Genomic DNA, 22,804 nt, shown 5'->3' on the forward strand with positions numbered 1-22,804 from the left:
GCGGCACTGCCGTCATTGCGGCTGCGCCACAACGCCGACAGTACACACTAGTCTACGCGCTAAGTGCGCGCCACTCCACTCTGGGGTTTCTTCGTCGAGCTACGCATGCCAACGGGGTCGCGGGTAAGTCATCCCGGTCACGCCGCGTACCGCGACGCCCCCAGGCTGCCTTACCCACACCCCTAAAATCGGCATGCTCCGCTCTGGGTTACTTGGTGCCGAAAAGTCGGTCGCCGGCGTCGCCTAGGCCTGGGACGATGTAGCCGTCTTCGTTTAAGTGATCATCTAAAGCAGCTGAATAGATGTCCACATCCGGATGTGCGGCTTGCACGGCCTTGATGCCTTCTGGTGCGGCAACTAAAACGACCAAGCGCATGGACGTGGCGCCGCGTTTTTTCAACGCTTCGATCGCCATGTTGGCAGAACCACCAGTGGCCAGCATCGGATCTACGATGATCAGATCACGTTGGTCGATATCCGTCGGCATCTTAACGAAATATTCGTGCGGCTTCAGGGTCTTCTCATCGCGGTACATCCCAATATGGCCCACTTTAGCGGCTGGGATCAATTCCAGCACGCCATCGACCATGCCCAAGCCGGCACGCAAGATCGGCACAACAGCCAGTTTCTTACCTGCCAGTTCCTTTTGGACCGTCTTGCCCATTGGCGTTTCGATTTCGACGTCTTCTAATGGTAAGTCGCGGGTGATCTCATAGACCATCAGCTCGGCGATCTCATTGGCAACTTGGCGGAACTCCTTCGTCCCTGCGTTCTTGTCCCGGATCAAGGTCAATTTGTGTTGAATCAGTGGGTGGTTCAAAACCGTAAATTTGCCCATGCAAAAGGTCCTCCTTTTATTATGGCGCAGTACTGCGCAAAACCTTATCTATGATAAGGGATGAAGGGCAGTTAACGCAAGGACAGATTGCTTAATTTCAGTAAGTTTTGTCTGATTATCGCGATTTTGGATCGCCGCAGAGATCAAATGTGCGACTTGCTTGCACTCTGCTTCGTTGAAACCGCGCGTAGTGATTGCCGCAGAACCGATGCGCACACCGGATGTTTTGAACGGTCCATTTTGTTCGCCAGGCACTTGGTTTTTGTTGGTGGTGATATCCACGGTATCCAACAGATCTTGCACATCCCGACCGGTGACCCCATAGCCAGTGACATCAAGCAACACCATATGGTTATCGCTGCCGCCAGAAACCATCTTCAACTGCGGATCTTCAGCAAATCCGGCACACATTGCTTGGGTGTTTTTCACCACTTGTGCTGCATAGTCTTTAAAATCTGGGCGCAAAGCTTCGCCTAATGCGACGGCCTTAGCGGCGATCACATGATCAAGCGGGCCGCCTTGGATCCCAGGAAAGACTGCGGAATTGATGGCCTTGCCATATTGGGCTTTGGCTAAGATCATCCCCCCGCGCGGGCCGCGCAAGGTCTTGTGCGTCGTGGTGGTGACCACATCGGCATAAGGGATCGGGCTCATATGGGCACCGCCAGCAACTAAACCGGCGATATGCGCCATGTCGACCATCAAAAAGGCCCCAATATGATCGGCAATATCGCGGAACTTGGCAAAATCGATTTCACGGCTATAAGCCGATGCCCCGGCGACGATCAATTTCGGATGGAGGGTTTGCGCCATTTCTAAGATCTTGTCGTAATCGAGCCGGCCGGTTTCTGGGTCTAACCCATAATGGTAGAAATGGTAAGTTTGCCCAGAGAAGCTGACTGCCGCCCCATGGGTCAAATGCCCGCCATCGGTCAGATCCATGGCCAACACCTTATCGCCATCGGCTAAAAACGCCCGGTAAGCGGCCATGTTGGCCCCAGAGCCGGAATGCGGCTGCACGTTGACATATTCTGCGCCAAACAATTCCTTGGCGCGATCGATCGCTAATTGTTCGACCACGTCGATATACTGATTGCCGCCATAATACCGGTGGCCAGGGTAACCTTCAGAGTACTTATTCGTGAGCACCGAGCCTTGGGCAGCACGCACCGCTGGGCTGACGATGTTTTCAGAGGCGATCAATTCAATATTGTGTTGCTGGCGAGCTTCCTCGTCATGAATGGCATTAAACACTGCTGGATCGTAATCGGTAAAGTCCAATGTTTTGTCCCCCTTTTGAAAGTAGTCTCAGTATACCAGAACTATTTTGCATCTGCAGGGTTAAAATGTTCGTTCCCAGCAGATTTTAATAGGCGGTTCATATAAGCGGCTCCTAAGCCCGCTGCCGGGAATGCTTGGGCTAAGACCAAGGTGACTGTCGGGTGCAGATCAAACCAGCGCAAGCCGGCAAACAGCGCGTGGGTGGCGCTTTTGACGTCGACGCCTAACGAATATTGTGGGATCGCCCGCGGCACGGTTTGTAAGATCGCATCCGTGGCTAAGACCCCATAGGCTTGGCCGCTGGCAGCCGCCCACTTAAGCGTTTGGGCGAACTGTTCGGGTTTATCGACGACGACCACTTGGGCGGCTGGGGCGTAATGCTTGTACTTCATCCCTGGGGCTTTGGGGGTTTCGCTGGCGCCGACATGATGCATTTCGCTATCGACAAAGCCAATGATCGGGGCTAATTCTTGCGGCCCGATCGCCCCTGGTCGCAAGATCGCTGCTGGGGTCACGGTCATATCAATCACCGTGGATTCAACGCCGACTTGAGTGGGCCCATCGTCTAAGACGCCGGCGATCTTGCCATCAAAATCATGCAACACATGCTCAGCCGTCGTGGGACTGGGTTTGCCGGACAAGTTGGCACTGGGGCCGACGATCGGCACCCCTGCTTGGGCGATCAATTCACGCGTCAAGGCATTTTCCGGCATCCGAAACGCAGCCGTTGATAAGCCGCCGGTCACCGTCTTAGATAAGCTGCCAGGATGGATGTTCAAAATGATCGTCAACGGACCTGGCCAGAATTGATCCATCAACTTGGCCGCTTGCGGCGTGATGGTCGCAAAGCGCGCCACCATCTCGCGATTGGCCACGGTGACGATCAACGGATTGTCAGACGGGCGGCCTTTGGTGGCATACACGCTTTTGGCTGCGGCTTCATTGGTCGCGTCTGCCCCTAAGCCGTAAACGGTTTCAGTCGGAAAAGCGACCAGTTGTCCTGCGCGTAAAGCGGCCGCGGCGGCGGCTAACGTTTCACGATGATAACGTTTTGTTTCCATTATATTGTGCATCCTTTCTCAATTCATCCTCATGCGACTGCTGCGCTTCAAAATGCCAGCTTCGCCATGCGCGGATGACCGGCCATATCTTGGCGAAAGGTCACTTGCGCTTGTGGCAGCAGCTTGGCAAACAGCGCGGCTAACGCCGGCTGCTGGTGATAGCCAAACTCTAAATATACCTGCGCGCCTGCGTTGAGATGTGCAGCGACTTGCTGACAAAAGCGTTCAAACAAGGCCAAGCCGTCATGTTCGGCAAACAGGGCCAATTGGGGTTCATAAGTTAAAGTGCTTTGATCCATGACCGCTTCTTCTTGATGGCTGATATAAGGCAAATTCGCCATGATGCGGTCAAACCGCTGGCTCCCTAAGCCGCTGAACAGATCACTTTGGACCCGCGACACCGCCAAGTGCTGGCGCTTGGCATTTTCCCCTGCCACTGCCAGTGCCGCCGTCGACACATCGACTAACGTCACCGCCAGTTGCGGACACAGCCGCTTCAAGGTCAAGCCGATCACACCGCTGCCAGTGCCGACATCTAACAAGGTCTGCGCGCTCATGATTTCATCCCGCGCCCAAGCGACGAGCTCTTCGGTTTCAAAACGCGGAATCAATACCGCTGGCGACACGATGAAGTCCTCACCGAAAAACGGCGCCAGCCCCACGATATACTGCGCCGGTTCATGCTGCAACAAGCGCTTGACGTCAGCGGCAAATTGCTGCGCCAAAGCCTCCGGAAGCGGATCACGGCCATGCAAGCGCAATTGGCTGGGCGAAAAGCCGGCGCGGTATTCGAGCACATACCGAGCGTTATCTGGGTCGATGCCTTGGGCAGTTAATAAAGAAGACGCTCCCGCGAGCGCCTCTTGATAAGTCTTATTCACCGATACTCTCCAGCTTCTTGGCTTGATCTTGGACGATCAATGCATCGATGATCTCGCCAAGTTCGCCGTTCATGATGCGGTCCAACTTGTTTAAGGTCAAGCCGATGCGGTGATCGGTCACGCGGTTTTGCGGATAGTTATAGGTGCGGATGCGCTCCGAACGATCGCCGGTGCCGATCGCGGTTTTACGCTTTTCAGCATATTCGCCGGCATTTTGGCTTTCGTAGTAATCATAGACCCGGCTTTTTAAGATCTGCATGGCTTTTTCGCGGTTTTGCTGCTGCGAACGCTGATCTTGCATCGTGACGACGATCCCTGTCGGCAAGTGCGTCATGCGCACCGCGGAACTGGTTTTGTTGATATGCTGACCACCGGCACCGCTGGAGCGATACACGTCAGTGCGAATATCTTTAGGCTCTAGGTCTAAGTCCACTTCATCATATTCAGGCATGACCACCACCGTGGCGGTACTGGTATGCACCCGCCCGGCGGATTCTGTAACCGGCACCCGCTGCACCCGATGCGCGCCAGATTCATATTTAAGCTTGGAATAAACCGATTCGCCAGTGATCATCACGGCCACTTCTTTGTAGCCGCCGACTTCGGTAGGATTTTCGTCGATGATCTCCAAGTGCCAGCCTTGTTTTTCAGCATACTTCATATACATCGACAACAAGTCGCCGGCAAACAAACTGGCTTCATCCCCGCCGGCAGCGCCGCGGATCTCCATGATGATGTTTTTGTCATCATTCGGGTCTTTAGGCAGCATCAAGAGCTTGATCTGGCTTTCTAAGGCTTCCAGTTTTGGCTTTAAGTCATTGAGGTCTTCTTTGGCCAGTTCTTCAAGTTCTTCATCATGGCTTTCGCGCAGGACTTCTTCGCTTTCTTCGATGTCAGACTTGGTTTGTTTGTATTGTTGATAAGCGGCGACGACTTCGCGCATGCCGCCTTCTTCTTTTGATAGTTTCAAGTAGCGGTTCGTATCTTGGATCACTTCTGGGTCGCTCATGAGCTCTTGCAATTCCTCATAACGATCCAGCAAGCCATCTAACTGTTCAAAAATCTTATCCATGTTTCCTCCGTGATTAAAGTGCCGGGTCAGTGGTGGCCGTCAGGTTGGCTGGCGGGAAAAAATAATGATGGCGGCAAACTGGATAATACATTTCATTGCCGCCAATTTGGATCTGGGTCCCTTCGTAAACAGGCTGGCCATCGTGCACGCGTAAGTTCATGATCGCCTTTTTGGCACAAAACCAGCAGATCGTCTTCATTTCCTCGATCTTGTCGGCATACAACAACAAATACTTGGAGCCTTCAAACAACTCATTCTTGAAATCGTTCTTCAAACCGAACGCCATCACCGGAATGTGCAGCTCATCCACAACTTGTGCACATTCAAAAACGTGATGCTTCTGCATGAATTGCGCTTCATCGATCAAGACACAATAAGCTTTAGGATCCAAGCTTTGCACCAAGTCGAACACATTGGTGGTGTCGGTGATCGGATGTGCCGGGCGCTGCATGCCAATGCGGCTGGCGATCATCCCGACGCCTGAGCGGTTATCTAACGCAGACGTCAAAATGATCACGTGCTTGTTTTGCTCTTCGTAATTATGCGCGACTTTGAGGATCTCGACAGACTTGCCAGAATTCATCGCCCCGTACCGAAAAAATAGCTGCGCCAAAAAATATGCCTACTTTCTTTGAAAAATTCACCGTTTTCAGTATACCGAATTTTCAGGACTTTGGACAGATTTTCCGGCAATGTCCTTTCAAGCCCCGGCAGCGGATGTGGTATGATTGAAGCAATAATCTGAGAGGAAGAACAACTTGGCGCATTCAATCACCTTCAAAGCGCGCCTGGCGATGATCGCCGGCCGCTTCAGCTACTGGTTCTTACACACCTTCATGAAAGGCGGCTCCAGCCTTCCTGGCAAGATCGCCGCGCGCATCGACCCGGATGTTTTGCGCGCGTTAGGCCAAGACTATGATGTCGTGATCGTCACCGGCACCAATGGGAAGACGCTGACCACAAATTTGATCACCAAAGTCTTGCGGCAACAATATCCTGATGTCTTGACCAATCCCACCGGCTCCAACATGATGCAAGGGATCATCACCGCTTTTTTGGCCCATGGTCAACACGGTCAAAGACGCTTGGCGGTGTTAGAAGTCGATGAAGCTAATGTGGCACCGGTATCACGCTACTTGCAGCCTAAAGCTTATGTGCTGACCAACATCTTCCGCGACCAAATGGATCGCTATGGCGAGTTTTATACCACCTATGAAAAGATCCTCGCCGGCATTCGCCAACACCCAACTGCCACAGTGATCGCCAATGGCGACGCGCCGATCTTTTCATCGCGAGAGTTGGACAATCCTTGGCGCTATTATGGCTTTGCCTTAGCCAGCCAACAAAACACCGATATCGTCGCGCCGCCGAACACCGACGGGGTCTTGTGCCCGGTATGTGAGCACATCTTGCATTATCATGGCATCACCTACTCGAATTTAGGCCACTTCTTTTGCCCGCATTGCGGGTTTTCCCGGCCGGCTTTGGCCCATGCCGTCACTGGCATAGACGCACTGACGCCGACCAGTTCTAAATTTGCCATTGATGACCATGACTTTAGCCTCGCCATTGGCGGGACGTACAACGTGTATAACGCCTTGGCTGCATACACCGTCGGGCGCGAATTTGGCATCACACCAGAGCAGATCGCCCAGGCATTCGCCTATGATGAAAAAGTCTTCGGCCGCCAAGAAGAGATCATGATCGACGGCAAGCAAACCACCTTGATCTTAGTCAAAAATCCGGTGGGCTTAAATGAAGTACTGGCGATGATCCAGCGGCAAAGCGGTCATTTTGGCTTCGGGATCTTGCTCAACGCCAACTACGCAGACGGCACCGACACCAGCTGGATCTGGGACGGCAACTTTGAAGCCTTAGTCGCCACCGGTCAAGCCACGACCTTCATGGTTGGCGGCGAACGCTGCCAAGATATTGCCTTCCGCATGCAAGTCGCCGGTGTCCCCGAAGCCGACTTGATCCAAAAGCCTGACTTAAATGACGTGATCGCCGCGATCAAAGCGATGCCAGAAGACCATGTCTATCTGCTGGCCACCTATACAGCAGTGTTGCAGCTGCGTAAGAAACTTTCTGAAGGCGGCTATATCAAAGCCGGCTTTTAACCAAATCAAAGGCCCTATCACACGATTGTGATAGGGCCTTTGATTTGCATTCAGTTGCAGTTTAAGCGCCAAGCGCGCCAGACCGAAATCAAGATGATCCCAGCCAAGCCCAGCAACAAAGCAAAATCGATACGTGCCCCGCTGGCCGTGGCTGCGTCAAAGCACGCGCTGAGATCACCGCTGACATCACGCCGGTGCCGATCGACCCGGCATATTGCTGCATCATGGAAAAAAGCGCATTTTGGTCGGCTTTTTGGCTAACGGCAACTTGAGTGGAGGCGTCAGAAATCGCCACCCCAAAGCCGGAATTGAATCCTAAGCGCAAAACGATGAATAACCCGGCGATCACAGCCACCGACAACGCTTGCCCAAACCCTAAAAACAAAGCCATCGCCACCGCCGCCATGCTGCCAGAAAACGCCAAAGTCAACACCGGCCCGCGCCGGTCATATACCCCACCGGCGATTGGCGCCACTAACGCGCCGATCAGCGCCCCAGGCAATAACATCAACCCAGCAGCAGAAGCGCTGGCGCCAAGCACATTTTGGGCATATAACGGCAAGACGAAAGACAAGCCGATATTGATAAACTGCAAGCCAAAATAATTCACCAGCCGCCAGCGTAAGACTGGCAGCTTCAACACCGCATAATCAAAGATCCGCCGGCTGCTGCGGCGCGCATAAGCCACTAACACCAAGGCGATCACGACTGAAACAACCAGCCAGCCGCCAAAAGCGGCGCTTAGCCAGCCATGGCCGCCAGCGGCGTTGAAAGTAAACAACAAGCTGGTAAACGTCGCCGCCAGCAGACCCACCCCGACGAGATCAAACTTGCGCCCACCAACGCCTTGCGGCTGGCCTTGGATACAAACACTGCCTAAAAGCGCAACAATGGCGATCAAAGGCAAGATCCCGACGAAAATCGCCCGCCACGACCATAAGCTTGTCAACACGCCGCCATATGTAGGCCCTAAAGCTGGTGCTAACGATACGATCACGCTGGCAAAGCCGGTATAGATCCCCAGCTTGCTTGGCGGCACGGCGCTAAAGATCAGCTGAAACATCAACGGCGTCGCCAGCCCGGTCGCCACAGCCTGCATCAGCCGCCCCACTAACAAGACGGCAAAGTTCGGCGCCACGAGGCACAACAACCCGCCAAGCAGACAAATCGTCACCGCAAACAAGAAGACCCGCTTGGGGGCAAAGCGTTTTAACACATATGCGGTGGTGCTCATGACGATCGTCACCAATAAAAGATAGGCGGTCGCCAACCACTGCACCGTGTCCAAGGTGATCTGCATTTCTCGGATCAAGGTGGGAAACGTCACATTCATGGACGTTTCCACTAAGATCCCGGTAAATGACAATAAGCCGCAAGCGACGATCGCCAGCTTTTGGCGTAACGAAACAGTTGGTTCCAAACGACACACACTCCTTTAGGTTTTTGCGGAGTGTTTAAAGACTCTGCCAAGTCCATGAAAAAAACAAGTGGCAGCAATGCCCACTTGTTTTATTTTACACGCAGCTGCGGCATGATATCAAAGCACACTTTCGAGATTTTCTTTCAAGACCTTGGCAGAAGCTTGCAGCCGCGCCAGATCTTGGTCATTCAAGTCCAGTTGGATGATCCGTGCCAAGCCATTGCTGCCCAGCAATACCGGCACCCCGATAGCAACACCGCTGAGCCCGTATTCGCCATCCAGATGCACCGACATCGCAAACGCTGCCCGGTCATCGTTTAAGATCGCCGCCGTCAAGCGCGTCAAGGAAGCGGCGATGCCATAAAACGTCGCGCCTTTTTTTTCGATGATCGAGTAAGCGGCATTTTTGACCCGGTCGCTAACCGCTGCCAAATCACTTTCCAGCCGCGGGCCTTTGACGAACTCGCGGATCGGCTGGCCGCCGATGGTGGTGTAATCCCACACTGGAAACTCGGAATCACCGTGTTCGCCCATGATGTAGCCATGCACAGCGCGGACATCGACATTGTAGCGCCGGCCGATCTCAGAGCGCATCCGCGCAGAATCAAGCGCGGTGCCAGAGCCTAAGACGCGGTTTTTCGGCAAGCCGGTCAAGCGCAGCACCAGTTCCGTCAGCACATCGACGGGATTAGACGCCACTAAGATGATCCCGTCAAAATGGTGCTGCATAATGTTAGCCGTGATGTCTTTGATGATGGCCGCATTTTTTTGCAACAGCTGCAGCCGAGTCTCCCCTGGTTTTTGGGCGACGCCAGCGGTGATCACGATCAGATCTGCATATTCGCAGTCTTCATAGCTGGCCGCATAAATATTCTTTTGTGAAACATAAGGCAAGGCGTCAGCAAGATCTTCGACATCCCCTTGGACGCGCTGCTTGTTGACATCAATGATGCCTAAGCTTTTACCGATCCCAGCCGTCAAACAGTTAAAGGCGTAACTCGAACCGATCGCACCGTCGCCGATCAGGACAATGTTTGCATTTTTCATGGGCAAATCCCTCCTCGTCATCAGTATACCGCTTACATGTTCAAAAAGTCACGTTTGTTGTACAAAAAAGTTCTCATCTGTATCAATCATTAAGTGAGCTATGACTAATTAAACTAACAAGTGGCTGATAGGACAGGCCCTAAACTGTTTGCTTTTGTTCACGGGGTTGCCCTATTTTCAGGGGTCGCCGGCGGTGTTACTTGTTCTTAAGGCCGATAACGGCTAAACTGAAAGAATATAAATTTTAATCTGGGGTTAATGCTATGCACATTAAAAAAATCTCCCTCTTCCATTTGGTCATGCTCGCCTTAGGCTCATTGATCGGCTCCGGCTGGCTTTTCGGGGCCTGGGAAGCTTCTAAGATCGCCGGCCCGGCCGCGATCTTATCATGGGTAGTCGGTGGTGTCGTCATCGGCGCGATCGCCTACACCTATATTGAAATCGGCGCCATGTTCCCAGAATCTGGGGGGATGAGCAAGTATGCCCAATACACCCATGGTTCGCTATTAGGCTTCATTGCCGCTTGGGCCAATTGGATCTCGTTGATCACGATCATCCCGATCGAAGCGGTCGCCGCCGTGCAATATATGAGCAGCTGGCCATGGTCTTGGGCGAATTGGACCCATCAATTTCTCAGCAACGGCACCGTCACGACCAGCGGTTTGTTCGTGGTATTCATCTTCATCTTAGTCTTCACGCTGTTGAATTACGGCTCGGTATCGATCTTGACGCGCTTTACCAGCTTGATTTCGGTGTTTAAGATCGGCATGCCGCTATTGACCGTGGTGATGCTGATGGTGTCTGGCTTTCATCCAGGCAACTATGGCAGCAGCTTCCACGAATTCTTTCCGTATGGAACGGCCACGATTTTTTCAGCCACAACTGCGGCTGGGATCATTTTCTCCTTTGACGCGTTTCAAACCGTGATCAACATGGGGGCTGAGATCACTCATCCGGAAAAAAATATCGCTCGCGGGATCACGATCTCGCTGGTGATCACCGGGATCATCTATGTCCTATTGCAAAGCACCTTCATCACCGCGATTCCCCCGCATGTCATCGCTGCCAGCGGGTGGCACGGGATCAACTTCTCCTCGCCGTTTGCTGATTTGGCGATTTTGTTGGGAATGCACTGGCTGTCGGTTTTATTGTATATCGATGCCTTCGTATCACCGTTTGGGACTGGGGTCTCATTTGTCGCTTCCGCTGGGCGGGCGTTATATGCCATGGCGGGCAACCACCACATCCCGCAATTTCTCGGCCGGATCAACCCGCGCTATGGCATCCCGCGCGTGGCAATGCTAGTCGATACCTTGTTGAGTATCGTCATGGTGGCCTTGTTCCGTTCATGGTCGCTGTTAGCCACCGTGTTATCCACAGCCACGCTGATCGCGTATTTGACTGGGCCGGTCACCGCGATTTCTCTGCGGACCATGGGCGCGGACTTGTATCGTCCGGTGCGGTTGAAGAGCTTGCCGTGGCTGGCCCCGGTCGCCTTCGTCTTAGCCAGTTTGGCCGTTTATTGGGCGATGTGGCCGACCACCATCCAAGTGATCGCCATCATCATCTTAGGGCTGCCGTTTTATTTTTACTACGAATGGCGCAACCACTTCCAAGAACTCAAAGCCGCCATCAAGCCTAGTTTGTGGATGTTGGCATACTTGGTCTTCATTTCCTTGATGTCTTATGCCGGCGCCCATGAATTCAATGGCAGCGGCTGGATCCATTATCCATGGGATTTCTTAGTGATCACCTGCTTTAGCCTCGGGTTTTATTATTGGGGGATCCACAGCTGGACCCGCAGTGACTTCGCCGCCGCCAAAGCCTTGAATGCACAAGCCAAAGCCAATAGTGAAAACTGGCAAGATGACTGATCCTGACGATCAAAACAGGCTGAGACATAAAGCGGTTTTAGCCAATAACGCAAACGGCTCTGCACCACGATTCGGACTTTGAATCGCGGTGCAGAGCCGTTTGTGTATCTTGGCGTTGCTTTATGAAACGCGACTAGGTGACTGATACCTCGCCCACTTTTTGCTGTGCTAGAAGAAACCGATCGTTTGTAAGATCAGATAAATGTTCAAGGCGATCAACACGATCGTCGCCGTCCAAGCACAAACGCGCACCCATAACTTGTTGCTGAACTCACCCATCAGCTTCTTGCTGGAAGTAAAGATCACCAGCGGCACGACCGCAAATGGCAGCGCGATGCTCAAAAACACCTGGGAGAACGTCAGCAGGTTTTCGATTTTGGCTTCATTGCCATGATAGATGAACGCAAAGATCAACACCGGCGTCACCGATAATCCCCGCGTCACGACCCGTTGGACCCACAGCGGTACCTTCAAGCGCACGAAGCCTTCCATGATGATCTGCCCGCTTAAGGTCCCGGTGATCGTGGAGCTTTGCCCACTAGCCAACAGTGCCACGGCAAACAGCATCGATAACACTGGGCTGGCGATCGCCCCGACAATGCGCGAATCGCTTAAGGCATTGAATAACTCCCCGAAGCGGCCCAAGCTTGAATGGGTGCCGTAAAACAACGCCGCGCCTAAGATCAGCAGCAAGGAGTTGACGATGAATGCCAAAAACAGCTGGATGTTGGAATCAATGGTGGAAAACCGCACGGCCTTGGCCAGCTCTTGGCGATCGGCGCGATCCACTTTGCGCGTTTGCGAAATGGAACTGCCCAGATACAGATCATGCGGCATTACCGTTGCGCCAACGATCCCGAGGGTCAAATACAACATCCCATGATTTTGGAGGATCGCCGCAGTCGGCACATACCCGTTCAAGATCCCGGTGATGCTCGGCTTCGCCAAGAAGACCTCATAGGCAAACACCAATAAGATCACGGCGACTAAAGTAGCCACAATGGCTTCGATCTTGCGAAACCCCAGCTTCATCAATAAAAGCAATAAGAGCACATCTAAAGCAGTGATCACGATTCCGATCACTAAGGGGATCTTGAATAAGAGCTGTAAGGCGATCGCTGAGCCAATGATCTCGGCGATATCCGTGGCCATGATGGCGGATTCGGCCACGATCCACAACAACCAACCGCTGAGCTTGCCGGTGTGTTCGCGCGTCAATTGCGCCAAGTCTTTGCCTGTCACGATCCCCAGCTTTGCCGCCATTGATTGCAATAGCATCGCGATCAAGCTGGACAGCAAGACCACCGCCAACAGCCGATACTTGTACTGCGCACCCCCGGCGATCGAGGTGATCCAGTTGCCGGGGTCCATATACCCCACGGCGATCAATATCCCCGGTCCCGTGTACGCCATCAACGTTTTGAGAAAACCCGCATTTTGAGGGACTTCAATGGAACCATTGATCTCATCCAACGACTTGTCGGCCATCGCATCTTCAGACTTGATCCGTTCCACATCCAGTTTACGTTTCATATCTAGAACCTCTTTTCTATTGGCTTAGAAATTCGGCGACCATGTGACTGTGCGCACCGGGTGTTGTGGTCAAGCGCCCGCTTAATTTCCATAGAATATCATACCCAGCTGCGGTTTTAATTACAAGCAACTGATTAGGCCGCCCAAAACTGACGCGGCTGCCCCAGCCGCAAGTATCCACGGCTTGCATGGCAATGGCGAGGCCTTGATTGCCAACGCTTGGCGGTATTTGCCAGCTGGCTGCAGGCCAACACCACCTGCTGGCGGGCAGGCAGAAAAACCAATAATTACACACCTTGGCCTAAGATCCGCCGCACTCGGTGGCGGATCGGTTCGCTAGTGTGATACGCCCGCTGGCCGCCTTGTGCCAACAAGGCTTGTTTGCTGGTGACTTGCGCCAATTCGATCGCTGCGCCAGCGGCATTTTCGGTATGCTTGAAAAACAAGGCGTTGTTTGGGGTGAAAGTGTCGATCACCACGGTATGATATTGCGGGAAAGCCAAGGCAAAATACGCCACCCCGTCTAGGTGCAGCGTTAGTGGCGGCTGCGGCTGGTAATAAAGCCATGCCGTCAGCCGCTGTTGGGTGTCGCCTGGCGGCATCCCCGCCACGCGGGCTTTGAAATTCGCCAACGCATCGGGATGCTTGGACAACAGCCGCTGGCGGTGAGTTGGCTTGGGCGCCGTTAATGTTGCCGCCAACAAGTGCGGCGTCAGGCTTTGCCGCCAAGCGGCATACAGATCATGAACAGCGATAGTCAGAGTATCCAGCTCGATGCTCGTGTGATAGTCGCTGGCTGCCAAATCACTGGAGCCGCTGATGGTCAGCGTCACTTGGGCAAATTCCACTTGTAACAAGCGGGCGCCTAAAGGCCGCTTAGTGGTGAATACCCCCACCCCGGCGGCCGCCAGCTCCGCTAAGTCAGCGACTGTCGCTGCACTGGGTTTGGCCGCAAACCCGCTGACGAGCGTGACGGTTGCATGATCTAAGATGAGGGCTTGATCAAGCGTTGGGGCCAACTCATGCAGCCCGCCGCTGGTGACTTGCGGCGCCACCAAGCGCAAGGCCTGGATCGGTCCAAAACCGCGCAAGGCATTGACCACTGACGCCAAGTTTACCGCCAAAGGAAGCACCTGCTGATAAACTGCACCGCTATGAGCGGTGGTTTGCAGCTGCTGCAACAGCGTTTGGACCAATTGCGGCGCAACTGCTGGCAGCTTCGGGGCCGCTTTTTTTAGCGGCGCGACTGCGGCAGTTGTAGGCTTGGCCTTGGCTGCCAGCCAACTTGCCGGCAGCGGTGTAAAAGCGGGTACCACCACCTGCAAGGCGCGCTTTAACACGGCAGGATCACTGGTGGGCAGCTGCAACTGCGCGGCCAAAGGCGCAGCGGCGACAGGCGCTTTGGCCACAGCCTGCAGCAATTGCCAGCCGGTAGCATCAGCGGCGTCACTGTGGAAGATCCATGCACCGACGCGACTCGGCAAGCGCTGCGCCAGCGTCCATTGCTTCTCCGCCTCAGCCAGCTTGGCAGAGGCGGTGGGTGACGCCACTGGTGCTGGCAGCACCAACTCGCCGCTTAACGCATAAGTGTGCAGCATCCCGACGACTTGCGCCAACCACTCCAGGCGATGAGCCGCCAGCCAAGCATCGACTTGCCGCGGGCGCAATTGCAGCCACAAGCTGGCGGTGATCTTGTCGCCATATAACACCGCTGCATGCGCTAAAACCGCTTGGCCGCGGCGGCGAAACTGGGCTTGGCGGCGCGCTAAGCTTTTGGTATGCGGCACTGTGGCCGCGACAAAAACGGCATGGGTCAAGCGTGGATTTTGCGCGTGTAATGGCGCAAATTGAAGTTGAACTGACATCGTGACCTCCCCGAAACAAACGTACGTTCTATTGTACGCAAGCACGCTTTTCTTGTCTAGTTGCTTTCACCCGATAAACCGCTTACAATTGAATTAACTACAATCGATCAATGGAGGCGCGTATGCTCACGACGCAACAACTCATCACTTTGCTGGCGACTCCTGGCGTGCGCACATGGGAGCGCCAACAACTCCAAACGGCGCTTTGCTTGGCGCAACACGACTTGAAAGCCGCCGCGCAGCAACTAGAAGCGGTGCTGCGCCCATTGGCAATACGCCAAAATCTCAGCCCAGATGTGGCCGATTTTTACGCCGGACTCATTGGCCAACCGGTGGCTTATTTTGATCAAGCCGCTCACCAAGCGGCGCTGGCCCAATATCCGCATGCCATTTTCGCCGGTGGATGCTTTTGGTGTTTAGTCGCACCGTTTGAGCAGCTGCCTGGGATCATCTCGGTAGCTTCTGGCTACACTGGCGGCCGCAGTGCGCATCCCACTTATGATGAGGTGCACTTTGGCAATAGCGGTCATGTGGAAGCCGTCCAAATCGTGTTTGACCCGCAACAGCTCACCTATGCGCAGCTGTTGGCCTTATATTGGCAGCTCAGCGACCCCACCGACAACGCTGGACAGCTGCAAGATCGCGGGCCGATGTATCGCCCGGTGATCTTTGCCGCAAATGCCGACCAATTACACCAAGCCCAACGCAGCAAGGCCCAACTTGCCGCACAAGACCCGTTTGGCTTGCCGATCGTCACGGCGATCACCATGGCGCAGCCCTTTTGGCTAGCGGAAAACTACCATCAACGCTTCTACACCAAGCAGCCAAAACGCTACGCGCAGATCCATCGCGCCCGCCAACAGCTGCTGTGGTGGAAGCGTTGGCGCGGCAAGCTGCGGCACTGGCGCAAAACCTAGTAAGTCAGCCGTTTCATCAATGCGACCAACTGCTGGCGTTCTGCCGGCGCCAGTTGGGCCAATAATTGATCGGAACAAGCTTGCTCAAAAGCATGCAGCCGCGGGTACAGCGCTTGGGCTTTAGCTGTCGGAAAAACACAACGCAAGCGCTTGTCTTGGGCATTAGGCCGCAGCTCTAGCCAGCCTTGGGCCACGAGTTTTTTGATCGTGCGAAACGCCGTCGTGCGATCGATCTGCACGGCGTCAGCTAACGCGCCCATGAATGCGCCTGGCGTTTCAGTGGCGCGGATCAGATAGATATACGCATTGTTATCCAAGCCCAAAGCGCGAAACTCCGCATTACTGCGCGTTTGGAGCTTACGTGTAATCGCGCCGATTTCACGAATGACATCAAACATCAGCTTCACCTCTTGTTCAGCATACAAAAAACTGATTGCATTTACAATCAGTTCGGCGTAAAGTCGATTTAATTATTGCAAACGCAATTAGTTAAGGAGACTGCCTATGCTCGCTTTTTTCTCGTTTGTTTTTGTCATGTCCTTCACCCCTGGCCCTAATACCATCATGGCGATGGTTTCCGGGCAAAAGCGCGGTTTGCGCGGGAGTTTGCGCTTAAACATTGGCATGGCCGCCGGCATGGGCGTGATCGGCTTTGTAGCCGTCTTTTTTGCCAGCTGGCTGCAAAACACGCCCTTGTTCATCACAGCGATGAAAGTCGTCGGCAGCGCTTATTTGCTGTATCTCGGCTACCACGTGGCCATCAGCACCCCTGACGACGACGGCGAAGACAGTGACCGCTTTACTACTGGCTTGCTGTTACAATTCACCAATATTAAATGCTATTTGTATTTCATCACCGGCTTAGGCGCCTTCCAGCTGGGCAGCATCATGCAATATCTCCCGGTGCGCTGGGCGGCGATGGTCGTGATCGGCAGCTTAGGGACGTTTGCTTGGACGATTGGCGGGCAATTGATCAACCGCTTTTATCACCAACATTATCGGGGCTTAAATGTCGCCGTGGCCTTGTTGCTGGTGTTTGCTGCCATCGATTTATGGCGTTAAGCCGCGACCCAGCGCAAATGCTGCCACCCCTAAGCCGATCGTACCGAGAAAATAGCAGATCGCGGCCAGCCAGCGGCGATTTTGCGCCAGCGTCACCGCTTCGACCATAAAGGTGGAAAAAGTCGTCAAGCCCCCGCACATCCCAGTCAGCCACCACCCGGCTGCCAAGCCTTGCACCGCCATGGCAGTGAACCACCCGGCCAAACCCGCCCCTAGTGTATTGATCACGATCGTTGCCAAAGGCCAATGCGGGCTCAATGGCTTCAGCCCAAGCGTGATCAAATACCGCAAACATGCGCCGACACCGGCGCCTAATGCCACTGCGATCACCATTGGCGCGCCTGCTTAAGCACTGCTTGTCCCAGCCAAAAGCCGGCGCCAGCCGCGATCACGCCGCCGATGAGCTCCCCCAACAGCCATAACCAAGCCCCATGCGTGACCGTCAGCAGCACCAGCGTGGACCAGGTGGTAAAAGCGCCGATAAAGCCGGTACCCAGCCCTAAAGTCAGCCAAGTCGGCAATTGCAAGCGTGCCGCCAAACCAAACGTCAGCAATGCCAAGCCAAAGCTCCCAGCCAAATTGACCACGGTGGCGGCCAGCAGCCCTTGATTTGCCGGCAGCAGGATGCCGATCCCATAGCGGGCCAACCCGCCAAGCATGCCGCCGCCGAAAACAGCCGGCAACTGTTTTAATTCTTGCATTTATCTTTCCATCTCCGTTTAACGTCCTGATTTGGCTCAGGGTACACCGAAGCGCGCAGAGATTGCAAGTCGCCAAAAATATTTTTTTGCTGGTCTCGATTCGCTTAGATCCGCGATGTATTGGGACTTTGACCGGATTTAACGACCGGTGCCGGCCCAATTTTTTTGCCGCCATGGCAACTTTTTTGACAAATAAGGTTGCACAACGCAGATGAACCGACTATGATAAGCAACATTAAAACAAAGCGAAAAACTGACGAGAGACAAGTAAGGCGGCGCTGGCCATCCAGTGAGTCGGGAATAGTGCAAACCCGATCGGTACCGGTTGTCTGAATAACACTCTCCTAGTTGCTGACCCAACGGCTTAGGCCTAGTAGATTCAGTCGCGTTCGGGGCGTTATCATCCGAAAGCGCATGATCGTGCGCTAATGAGGTGGCCCGAGGTATGTCGGGCAACTTGGGTGGTACCGCGAAATAAAGTCTTTCGTCCCTTGAAAATTAAGGGATAAAAGACTTTTTTATTTTACCCCAACTAAATCAAGGGAGTTTTGTTCATGCATTTATTAACACCACAAGGATATGATCCGAAGTTGTCACCACGCCAGACCCAAGAAGCCATTCGCTATATTCGCGAGACTTTCCAAGATGAATTTGGCAAGCAAATGAACCTCACCCGGGTTTCTGCCCCAATGATGGTCGACAAAGCCACTGGGTTAAACGATAACCTTAACGGTGTCGAAGCCCCGGTTTCCTTCACCATGGCAGACATGCCTGGGCACACGATGGAAATCGTGCACTCCTTGGCGAAGTGGAAGCGCAACGCCTTAGGCCGCTTTGGTTTCCAACCTGGCGAAGGCCTTTACACCAACATGAACGCGATCCGCAAAGATGAAGACCTCGACAACTTCCATTCTATTTATGTCGATCAATGGGACTGGGAAAAAGTGATCACCAAAGAACAGCGGACGATTGAAACCTTAAAGGCCACTGTCCGGCAGATCTTTAAAGTGATCAAACATATGGAACATGAAGTTTGGTACAAGTATCCTGATGCTGTGCATCATTTACCAGATGAGATCCATTTTGTCACCACCCAAGAACTCGAAGATCGCTGGCCGGATCTTGACCCAATGGCCCGTGAAGATAAGATCGCCAAGGAACTCGGCTGTGTCTTCGTGATGCAAATCGGCGGCGCTTTGAAATCCGGCAAACGTCATGACGGCCGCGCCCCTGACTATGATGACTGGAGCCTCAACGGCGACATCATCTTCTGGTACGAACCATTAGATTGCAAGCTGGAAGTCTCTTCTATGGGGATCCGCGTCGACGAAGATGCCATGGCGCGTCAACTTAAGATCGCCGGTGCTGAAGACCGCTTGTCCTTGCCTTTCCATAAGAAAATCATGGCCAAAGAACTTCCTTATTCCATCGGCGGCGGCATTGGCCAATCGCGCTTGTGCATGTTGCTGTTAGGCCGGGTTCACGTGGGCGAAGTGCAAGCCAGCGTTTGGCCTCAGGAAATGATCGATCAATGCGAAGCCGATAACATTCATTTGCTGTAAACCTACTATAATAATACGAAATCGTCTACTTAAAACACCCTGGCATCACGATCCTTCGATCGTGGTACCAGGGTGTTTTTTGTTTGTCAGAAGCGATCAGATGCTCTCAGCGACCAAGGCAAGAAAAATCGTCAAATCAACATGTCTGCACAACCGCCCAAACTCAGATTCTGTTTAAGAAAATCGGCATTCATCTGCGCCAACAGCGCCTGGCCGCTTTGAGTATGGACGCGGCCGGCCGGGTCTATCAACCCGGGCTTGGGATTCAGGCTGACTTCGTACAACAAAGCCCGAGTGGCAAAATTTGCGAGTTGCGCAGGCAGATACACATGTTGATCTCCTTTCACTTGTTTTGCAGCATGAAATGCCGCAGCGTCTGGTTAAACGCCTCTGGGACTTCCGCCATGATGTCGTGCCCACAGTTGGGGATGATCACTTCGCGGATCCGCGGATTACGGCGGGCTAGCCAGCGGCCATACCCATTGGTAAAATATGGCGTCAAAGTCGCGGTGACAAACAGTACAGGCGCCGGCTCGCGACAAGCGACCGCACGCCAATCGGCCTGGAAGTGGTCTAACAAGAGCCTTGTGCCGCTTTTTCTAGCAAACGGGTGGCGGCTTTCTGCGCGAATGAACGCCGCCATTACGGCAGGCGCCATGCCGTGCAGGGTCTCGTGGCCTAGGCGTGGCTGGTGCAGCTGCACACTGGCTGTTTGTGCCGTCAGGCCTTGGAAGCCGTAAGTCCACTCAGCGTCGTTGAGCATCTTGGGAGACTGGTCCACGACCATCAAGCCGCTAACATCGACTTCAGGATGCCGTTGCCGCAACGCCCACAACACGCTGGCTCCCATCGAGTGTCCGACCAGCAACGGCCGTTTGAGTCCGAGCTGAGCGATAACCTGAAACACATCGTCTGCCAGCTGCGCCAGACTCGTGGCGACGGCGCCGGTGGATTCGCCTTGGCCGCGGTAGTCGAAGCAGACGGTTTGTGCGCGGCGAGAAATTGCCGCCACCTGCGCCGTCCAGATGGCCTTGTAGCTGCCAAAACCGTTGAGAAAGACGAGCGGGCGCCCTGCCCCTGCCACGTCCACGGCCAGCTCAGCACCCGAAACGGTGAGCTTCATTGGTCGTCACCTTGGAAGTGCCATGGGTCTGTGGTCAGCTGCGGGCCACTGGCGGTTTTCATCATGATCTGGCTGTCGCGGTGTTGCGCGTATTCTTCAAGTGAAAACCCGTCTTGACCGTGAACGACTTGGATATCAGCGTGCGCGCCGGCGATGGTCTGCAATTGTTGGACCAGCGTCTGCGCGGCGGCGACAGTCAACGGTTGGCGCGGCCGCGTCATGATGACATCGATATCCGAGGTTGCGCGTGCCATTTTCAGCCCGGTCACGAGTTCAAACTGCAGGCTGCCGCCAACACCCCAGTCAAAACCTTGCAACAGCGGCTGCAAGGCTTTAAGCTTTTGAAACGCCGGCAACTCGGAGCGTTGCGGGTCCAACCCAGGGAGCAGCCGCAACGCCGCTTGCGGGGTCACGGCCGCTTTGATCCGGCTCGGCATCGCAAACGCCGCAAACCGCTGATTCTTCTGATAGCCACGCAGGCCGACCGGGATCCGGTCGGCCTGGAAACCGCGGCGTACGATCGCGTACGGCGATTGGGTTAACATGGCAGACGCCCACTCTGGCAGCGGCGCCTTTGCCGTGAGTGCGGCAGGGCTTGCGAGCAAAACGAGCGTGTGCGGGGCTATGCCTGCCATTGCTGAGCCATCAAGGCGCGGACCTTGTTAGTTGCCTTGCGCCCGCCATCTTTGCCATTGACTGCGATCTCGTTGGTGTAACGGAAAGACAGGTCAGTCGGGGCATCAACGAGGCTGGCAAACGCGTCATCAAGGGCTGCCTTGACCGTTGCCACCGCTTTGGCATCATGGTCTTCGCCTTTGATGCCTTGAATCAGGTTGTATAAAGCGCCCAGTTTCTGATAGTTCTCGATGTCGTAGGCCATCGCAGGCACGTGCTTGGTCGCTTCTTCCAACTCCGCGATCGTCCGCTGCGTGATCCGCGCACTGGACGCCTTGCTCATCGCCTGGATCGTGATGGCGAGATCGTCGAGGGCGACCAAGCGGTTGGACTGTAGGCCCTGGGCCAAGAAACCACCGGAAACGGCATCGCCGGGAATGAAGGCCACCACCTTATGCCCGGCCTGGCGCGCACGCGCATAAGCACTTGCGGCAGAGGCCAGCGCCATGTGGATCCCGATCAATTCTTCTTGGTAGCCGTATGCCTGGCTCGGCACGTCGACCACGATGACGATCGGGGTCTTCGCGTCTGCCGGCTTATTTTGGTCGGCGGCGATCAGATCGTTGACCACGCTGGCGACCGTGTAGCCTTCTTGCAGGCCGACTTCGCCGTGGCGGACCCGAGGAAAACGATTATTTTCGTCTGGCACGATCGCCACGTACTCCCGCCCGTCGGCTTGCGCATGCAACACGGTGGGCACGGCACTTTGCGCGTTGGCGATGCCGGTCAACAATTCAAACCAGTTGCGCCCGCGGGACTTGGTGCCTGGCTTGGTACCGCTGACTGCAGGCGCCAAGTGATGGGGCTTGGCAACGACTTGTGCAAACAGCTTGTCGTAGCCGGCAATATCAAGCGGCTGGCTGGGATCAAGCTGATCCAGCAAGGTCAGATAGAAATCGCCGCGCTGATCGCGATGGGAGTCTTTTTGCTCATCAAGCGCAGCGGTGATGGCCGTGCGGAAAGCCTCGACATCGTCGTCGACGACTTCATCGATGATGCCGGTGGCTTGGCGCTGCTTGGTGCCCAGCGTGTTCCAGATCAGGTTCTTGTCGGAAGCATCCCATTCCTTGACCCCGGCTTCTTGTTCGATGACCTCAGGCCCGTTCAGGCCGATACGCGCCTTGTCGGTCCCGATCACATAAGACAACAGCGCGTTGGTGATGGACATGCCGCCAAACGAGCCGACCCGACCGGGCACTAAGCCGATGACTGGCACATATTGCTTCAAAGCAATGACCATGTTGTGAATCTCAGAGATCGACAACAGGCCATAGTTGGCTTCCTGCAGGCGAACCCCGCCGGTATCCAAGATGATGATCGGATACACGGTCTTGCCGGCTTCATTGTCTGCCAACACGTGTTCCAGTGCGGAAACAATTTTGGCCCCGGAAACTTCCCCGATCCCGCCGCCTTGAAACGCGCCTTCGATAGCGATGATGACGGCGGCTTTTCCGCTCAGCTTGCCTTTCATGACGACGATGCCGTCATCGGCTTCGGGTACGATGTTTTGCGGGGCCAGGTGTGGTGAGATCATGTTATCCAGCGGCCCGATCAGCTCCCGGGTGCTGCCGGCGTCGAGTAAGGCTTCTGCGCGCTGGCGTGCGTGTAATTCAACAAAACTATTGCTCATTTTTCAACGCCTCCATTGCTTGGGTGAGCCGCAGGTTGACGACGCCTGGGGTAGCGCCAAAATCGGGCTCTGTGTCAAATGGTGTTGATTAATAGTTTTTATCTTTTGAAAGGTCCACTCTTCGGAGTGGATTTTTTGTTAT

General features: G+C 54.4%; 21 protein-coding genes and 1 pseudogene. 5 read left to right on the forward strand and 17 right to left on the reverse strand.

Features of this window, described 5'->3' with window-relative positions:
* Positions 1 to 208 precede the first annotated feature (208 nt).
* Genes upp through EKM91_RS12285 form a run of 6 tightly spaced genes read right to left on the reverse strand, consistent with a single transcriptional unit; the run spans position 209 to position 5,746 of the window.
* Positions 209 to 838, reverse strand: coding sequence for a uracil phosphoribosyltransferase (gene upp, locus EKM91_RS12260; RefSeq protein ID WP_125754209.1), 630 nt, complete (start codon positions 836 to 838; stop codon positions 209 to 211).
* A gap of 48 nt (positions 839 to 886) precedes the next feature.
* Entirely contained in the window at positions 887 to 2,119 is a 1,233-nt protein-coding gene (glyA, locus tag EKM91_RS12265; protein WP_125754210.1) for a serine hydroxymethyltransferase, read from the reverse strand.
* A 41-nt stretch (positions 2,120 to 2,160) separates the two neighbouring features.
* The gene (locus tag EKM91_RS12270) at positions 2,161 to 3,180 is read right to left on the reverse strand and encodes an L-threonylcarbamoyladenylate synthase (protein WP_125754211.1); all 1,020 of its coding nucleotides are present in this window, start codon (positions 3,178 to 3,180) and stop codon (positions 2,161 to 2,163) included.
* 47 nt (positions 3,181 to 3,227) lie between these two features.
* Complete coding sequence (gene prmC, locus EKM91_RS12275; RefSeq protein WP_125754212.1) at positions 3,228 to 4,061, reverse strand: peptide chain release factor N(5)-glutamine methyltransferase; 834 nt, start codon at positions 4,059 to 4,061, stop codon at positions 3,228 to 3,230.
* A complete protein-coding gene (gene prfA, locus EKM91_RS12280) occupies positions 4,054 to 5,133 on the reverse strand; it encodes a peptide chain release factor 1 (RefSeq protein ID WP_125754213.1) in 1,080 nt (359 codons plus the stop codon). The genes prmC and prfA overlap by 8 nt, the downstream gene beginning before the upstream one ends.
* A gap of 13 nt (positions 5,134 to 5,146) precedes the next feature.
* Positions 5,147 to 5,746: a thymidine kinase gene (locus tag EKM91_RS12285; RefSeq protein WP_125754214.1), complete on the reverse strand. Its 600-nt coding sequence runs from the start codon at positions 5,744 to 5,746 to the stop codon at positions 5,147 to 5,149.
* A 181-nt stretch (positions 5,747 to 5,927) separates the two neighbouring features.
* On the opposite strand from EKM91_RS12285, the gene EKM91_RS12290 reads away from it, so the two are divergent.
* Positions 5,928 to 7,253, forward strand: coding sequence for a Mur ligase family protein (locus tag EKM91_RS12290; RefSeq protein ID WP_191988001.1), 1,326 nt, complete (start codon positions 5,928 to 5,930; stop codon positions 7,251 to 7,253).
* Between the two features lie 50 nt (positions 7,254 to 7,303).
* On the opposite strand, the pseudogene EKM91_RS12295 reads toward EKM91_RS12290, so the two are convergent.
* Positions 7,304 to 8,673, reverse strand: a pseudogene (locus EKM91_RS12295) (MFS transporter).
* A 117-nt stretch (positions 8,674 to 8,790) separates the two neighbouring features.
* Positions 8,791 to 9,720, reverse strand: a complete 930-nt coding sequence (locus EKM91_RS12300; RefSeq protein ID WP_125754215.1) for an L-lactate dehydrogenase — start codon at positions 9,718 to 9,720, stop codon at positions 8,791 to 8,793.
* Positions 9,721 to 9,983: 263 nt separating this feature from the next.
* Between EKM91_RS12300 and EKM91_RS12305 the strand changes: the two genes are divergently transcribed.
* Positions 9,984 to 11,594, forward strand: a complete 1,611-nt coding sequence (locus tag EKM91_RS12305) for an APC family permease (RefSeq protein WP_125754216.1) — start codon at positions 9,984 to 9,986, stop codon at positions 11,592 to 11,594.
* A gap of 168 nt (positions 11,595 to 11,762) precedes the next feature.
* Here the strand turns inward: EKM91_RS12305 and EKM91_RS12310 are convergent, their stop codons facing one another.
* Positions 11,763 to 13,127, reverse strand: a complete 1,365-nt coding sequence (locus EKM91_RS12310; RefSeq protein WP_125754217.1) for an Nramp family divalent metal transporter — start codon at positions 13,125 to 13,127, stop codon at positions 11,763 to 11,765.
* A 287-nt stretch (positions 13,128 to 13,414) separates the two neighbouring features.
* A complete protein-coding gene (locus EKM91_RS12315; RefSeq protein WP_125754218.1) occupies positions 13,415 to 14,992 on the reverse strand; it encodes a hypothetical protein in 1,578 nt (525 codons plus the stop codon).
* A gap of 122 nt (positions 14,993 to 15,114) precedes the next feature.
* Between EKM91_RS12315 and msrA the strand changes: the two genes are divergently transcribed.
* A complete protein-coding gene (gene msrA / locus EKM91_RS12320; protein WP_225419528.1) occupies positions 15,115 to 15,909 on the forward strand; it encodes a peptide-methionine (S)-S-oxide reductase MsrA in 795 nt (264 codons plus the stop codon).
* Here msrA and EKM91_RS12325 read toward each other — a convergent pair.
* Positions 15,906 to 16,307: a MarR family winged helix-turn-helix transcriptional regulator gene (locus EKM91_RS12325; RefSeq protein ID WP_125754220.1), complete on the reverse strand. Its 402-nt coding sequence runs from the start codon at positions 16,305 to 16,307 to the stop codon at positions 15,906 to 15,908. The genes msrA and EKM91_RS12325 overlap by 4 nt on opposite strands.
* Before the next feature lie 106 nt (positions 16,308 to 16,413).
* Here EKM91_RS12325 and EKM91_RS12330 point away from each other — a divergent pair, with 106 nt between their 5' ends.
* Complete coding sequence (locus EKM91_RS12330) at positions 16,414 to 16,971, forward strand: LysE family transporter (RefSeq protein ID WP_125754221.1); 558 nt, start codon at positions 16,414 to 16,416, stop codon at positions 16,969 to 16,971.
* On the opposite strand, the gene EKM91_RS12335 is transcribed toward EKM91_RS12330, so the two are convergent.
* The gene (locus EKM91_RS12335) at positions 16,960 to 17,304 is read right to left on the reverse strand and encodes a fluoride efflux transporter FluC (protein WP_125754222.1); all 345 of its coding nucleotides are present in this window, start codon (positions 17,302 to 17,304) and stop codon (positions 16,960 to 16,962) included. The two genes, EKM91_RS12330 and EKM91_RS12335, sit on opposite strands and share 12 nt — an antisense overlap.
* On the reverse strand, positions 17,298 to 17,672 hold the full coding sequence (locus EKM91_RS12340) for a fluoride efflux transporter FluC (RefSeq protein ID WP_125754223.1): 375 nt from the start codon (positions 17,670 to 17,672) through the stop codon (positions 17,298 to 17,300). Before EKM91_RS12340 ends, EKM91_RS12335 begins: the two co-directional genes overlap by 7 nt.
* Positions 17,673 to 18,226: 554 nt before the next feature.
* Here EKM91_RS12340 and asnA point away from each other — a divergent pair.
* A complete protein-coding gene (asnA, locus tag EKM91_RS12345; RefSeq protein WP_125754224.1) occupies positions 18,227 to 19,234 on the forward strand; it encodes an aspartate--ammonia ligase in 1,008 nt (335 codons plus the stop codon).
* A 131-nt stretch (positions 19,235 to 19,365) separates the two neighbouring features.
* Here asnA and EKM91_RS12350 read toward each other — a convergent pair whose 3' ends face one another.
* Genes EKM91_RS12350 through mdcD form a run of 4 tightly spaced genes read right to left on the reverse strand, consistent with a single transcriptional unit; the run spans position 19,366 to position 22,662 of the window.
* Entirely contained in the window at positions 19,366 to 19,581 is a 216-nt protein-coding gene (locus tag EKM91_RS12350; RefSeq protein WP_125754225.1) for a triphosphoribosyl-dephospho-CoA synthase, read from the reverse strand.
* Positions 19,578 to 20,357 (reverse strand): alpha/beta fold hydrolase, encoded by a 780-nt coding sequence (locus tag EKM91_RS12355; RefSeq protein WP_125754226.1) that lies wholly within the window; start codon positions 20,355 to 20,357, stop codon positions 19,578 to 19,580. The genes EKM91_RS12350 and EKM91_RS12355 overlap by 4 nt, the downstream gene beginning before the upstream one ends.
* Positions 20,354 to 20,992, reverse strand: coding sequence for a malonate decarboxylase holo-ACP synthase (locus EKM91_RS12360; protein WP_125754227.1), 639 nt, complete (start codon positions 20,990 to 20,992; stop codon positions 20,354 to 20,356). The genes EKM91_RS12355 and EKM91_RS12360 overlap by 4 nt, the downstream gene beginning before the upstream one ends.
* A complete protein-coding gene (gene mdcD, locus EKM91_RS12365) occupies positions 20,980 to 22,662 on the reverse strand; it encodes a biotin-independent malonate decarboxylase subunit beta (RefSeq protein ID WP_125754228.1) in 1,683 nt (560 codons plus the stop codon). Before mdcD ends, EKM91_RS12360 begins: the two co-directional genes overlap by 13 nt.
* Between the last annotated feature and the right edge of the window lie 142 nt (positions 22,663 to 22,804).

Origin of the sequence: Lacticaseibacillus baoqingensis (genome assembly GCF_003946165.1) — a bacterium.
Lineage (GTDB): Bacteria > Bacillota > Bacilli > Lactobacillales > Lactobacillaceae > Lacticaseibacillus > Lacticaseibacillus baoqingensis.

Excerpts from the sequence above, each read along its gene's own strand:
- upp (WP_125754209.1), bottom strand. The coding sequence starts at position 838 with ATGGGCAAATTTACGGTTTTGAACCACCCACTGATTCAACACAAATTG.
- EKM91_RS12270 (WP_125754211.1), bottom strand. The coding sequence starts at position 3,180 with ATGGAAACAAAACGTTATCATCGTGAAACGTTAGCCGCCGCCGCGGCC.
- prfA (WP_125754213.1), bottom strand. The coding sequence starts at position 5,133 with ATGGATAAGATTTTTGAACAGTTAGATGGCTTGCTGGATCGTTATGAG.
- EKM91_RS12290 (WP_191988001.1), top strand. The coding sequence starts at position 5,928 with ATGATCGCCGGCCGCTTCAGCTACTGGTTCTTACACACCTTCATGAAA.
- EKM91_RS12300 (WP_125754215.1), bottom strand. The coding sequence starts at position 9,720 with ATGAAAAATGCAAACATTGTCCTGATCGGCGACGGTGCGATCGGTTCG.
- EKM91_RS12305 (WP_125754216.1), top strand. The coding sequence starts at position 9,984 with ATGCACATTAAAAAAATCTCCCTCTTCCATTTGGTCATGCTCGCCTTA.
- EKM91_RS12310 (WP_125754217.1), bottom strand. The coding sequence starts at position 13,127 with ATGAAACGTAAACTGGATGTGGAACGGATCAAGTCTGAAGATGCGATG.
- EKM91_RS12315 (WP_125754218.1), bottom strand. The coding sequence starts at position 14,992 with ATGTCAGTTCAACTTCAATTTGCGCCATTACACGCGCAAAATCCACGC.
- msrA (WP_225419528.1), top strand. The coding sequence starts at position 15,115 with ATGCTCACGACGCAACAACTCATCACTTTGCTGGCGACTCCTGGCGTG.
- EKM91_RS12325 (WP_125754220.1), bottom strand. The coding sequence starts at position 16,307 with ATGTTTGATGTCATTCGTGAAATCGGCGCGATTACACGTAAGCTCCAA.
- EKM91_RS12330 (WP_125754221.1), top strand. The coding sequence starts at position 16,414 with ATGCTCGCTTTTTTCTCGTTTGTTTTTGTCATGTCCTTCACCCCTGGC.
- EKM91_RS12335 (WP_125754222.1), bottom strand. The coding sequence starts at position 17,304 with ATGGTGATCGCAGTGGCATTAGGCGCCGGTGTCGGCGCATGTTTGCGG.
- EKM91_RS12340 (WP_125754223.1), bottom strand. The coding sequence starts at position 17,672 with ATGCAAGAATTAAAACAGTTGCCGGCTGTTTTCGGCGGCGGCATGCTT.
- asnA (WP_125754224.1), top strand. The coding sequence starts at position 18,227 with ATGCATTTATTAACACCACAAGGATATGATCCGAAGTTGTCACCACGC.
- EKM91_RS12355 (WP_125754226.1), bottom strand. The coding sequence starts at position 20,357 with ATGAAGCTCACCGTTTCGGGTGCTGAGCTGGCCGTGGACGTGGCAGGG.
- EKM91_RS12360 (WP_125754227.1), bottom strand. The coding sequence starts at position 20,992 with ATGGCAGGCATAGCCCCGCACACGCTCGTTTTGCTCGCAAGCCCTGCC.
- mdcD (WP_125754228.1), bottom strand. The coding sequence starts at position 22,662 with ATGAGCAATAGTTTTGTTGAATTACACGCACGCCAGCGCGCAGAAGCC.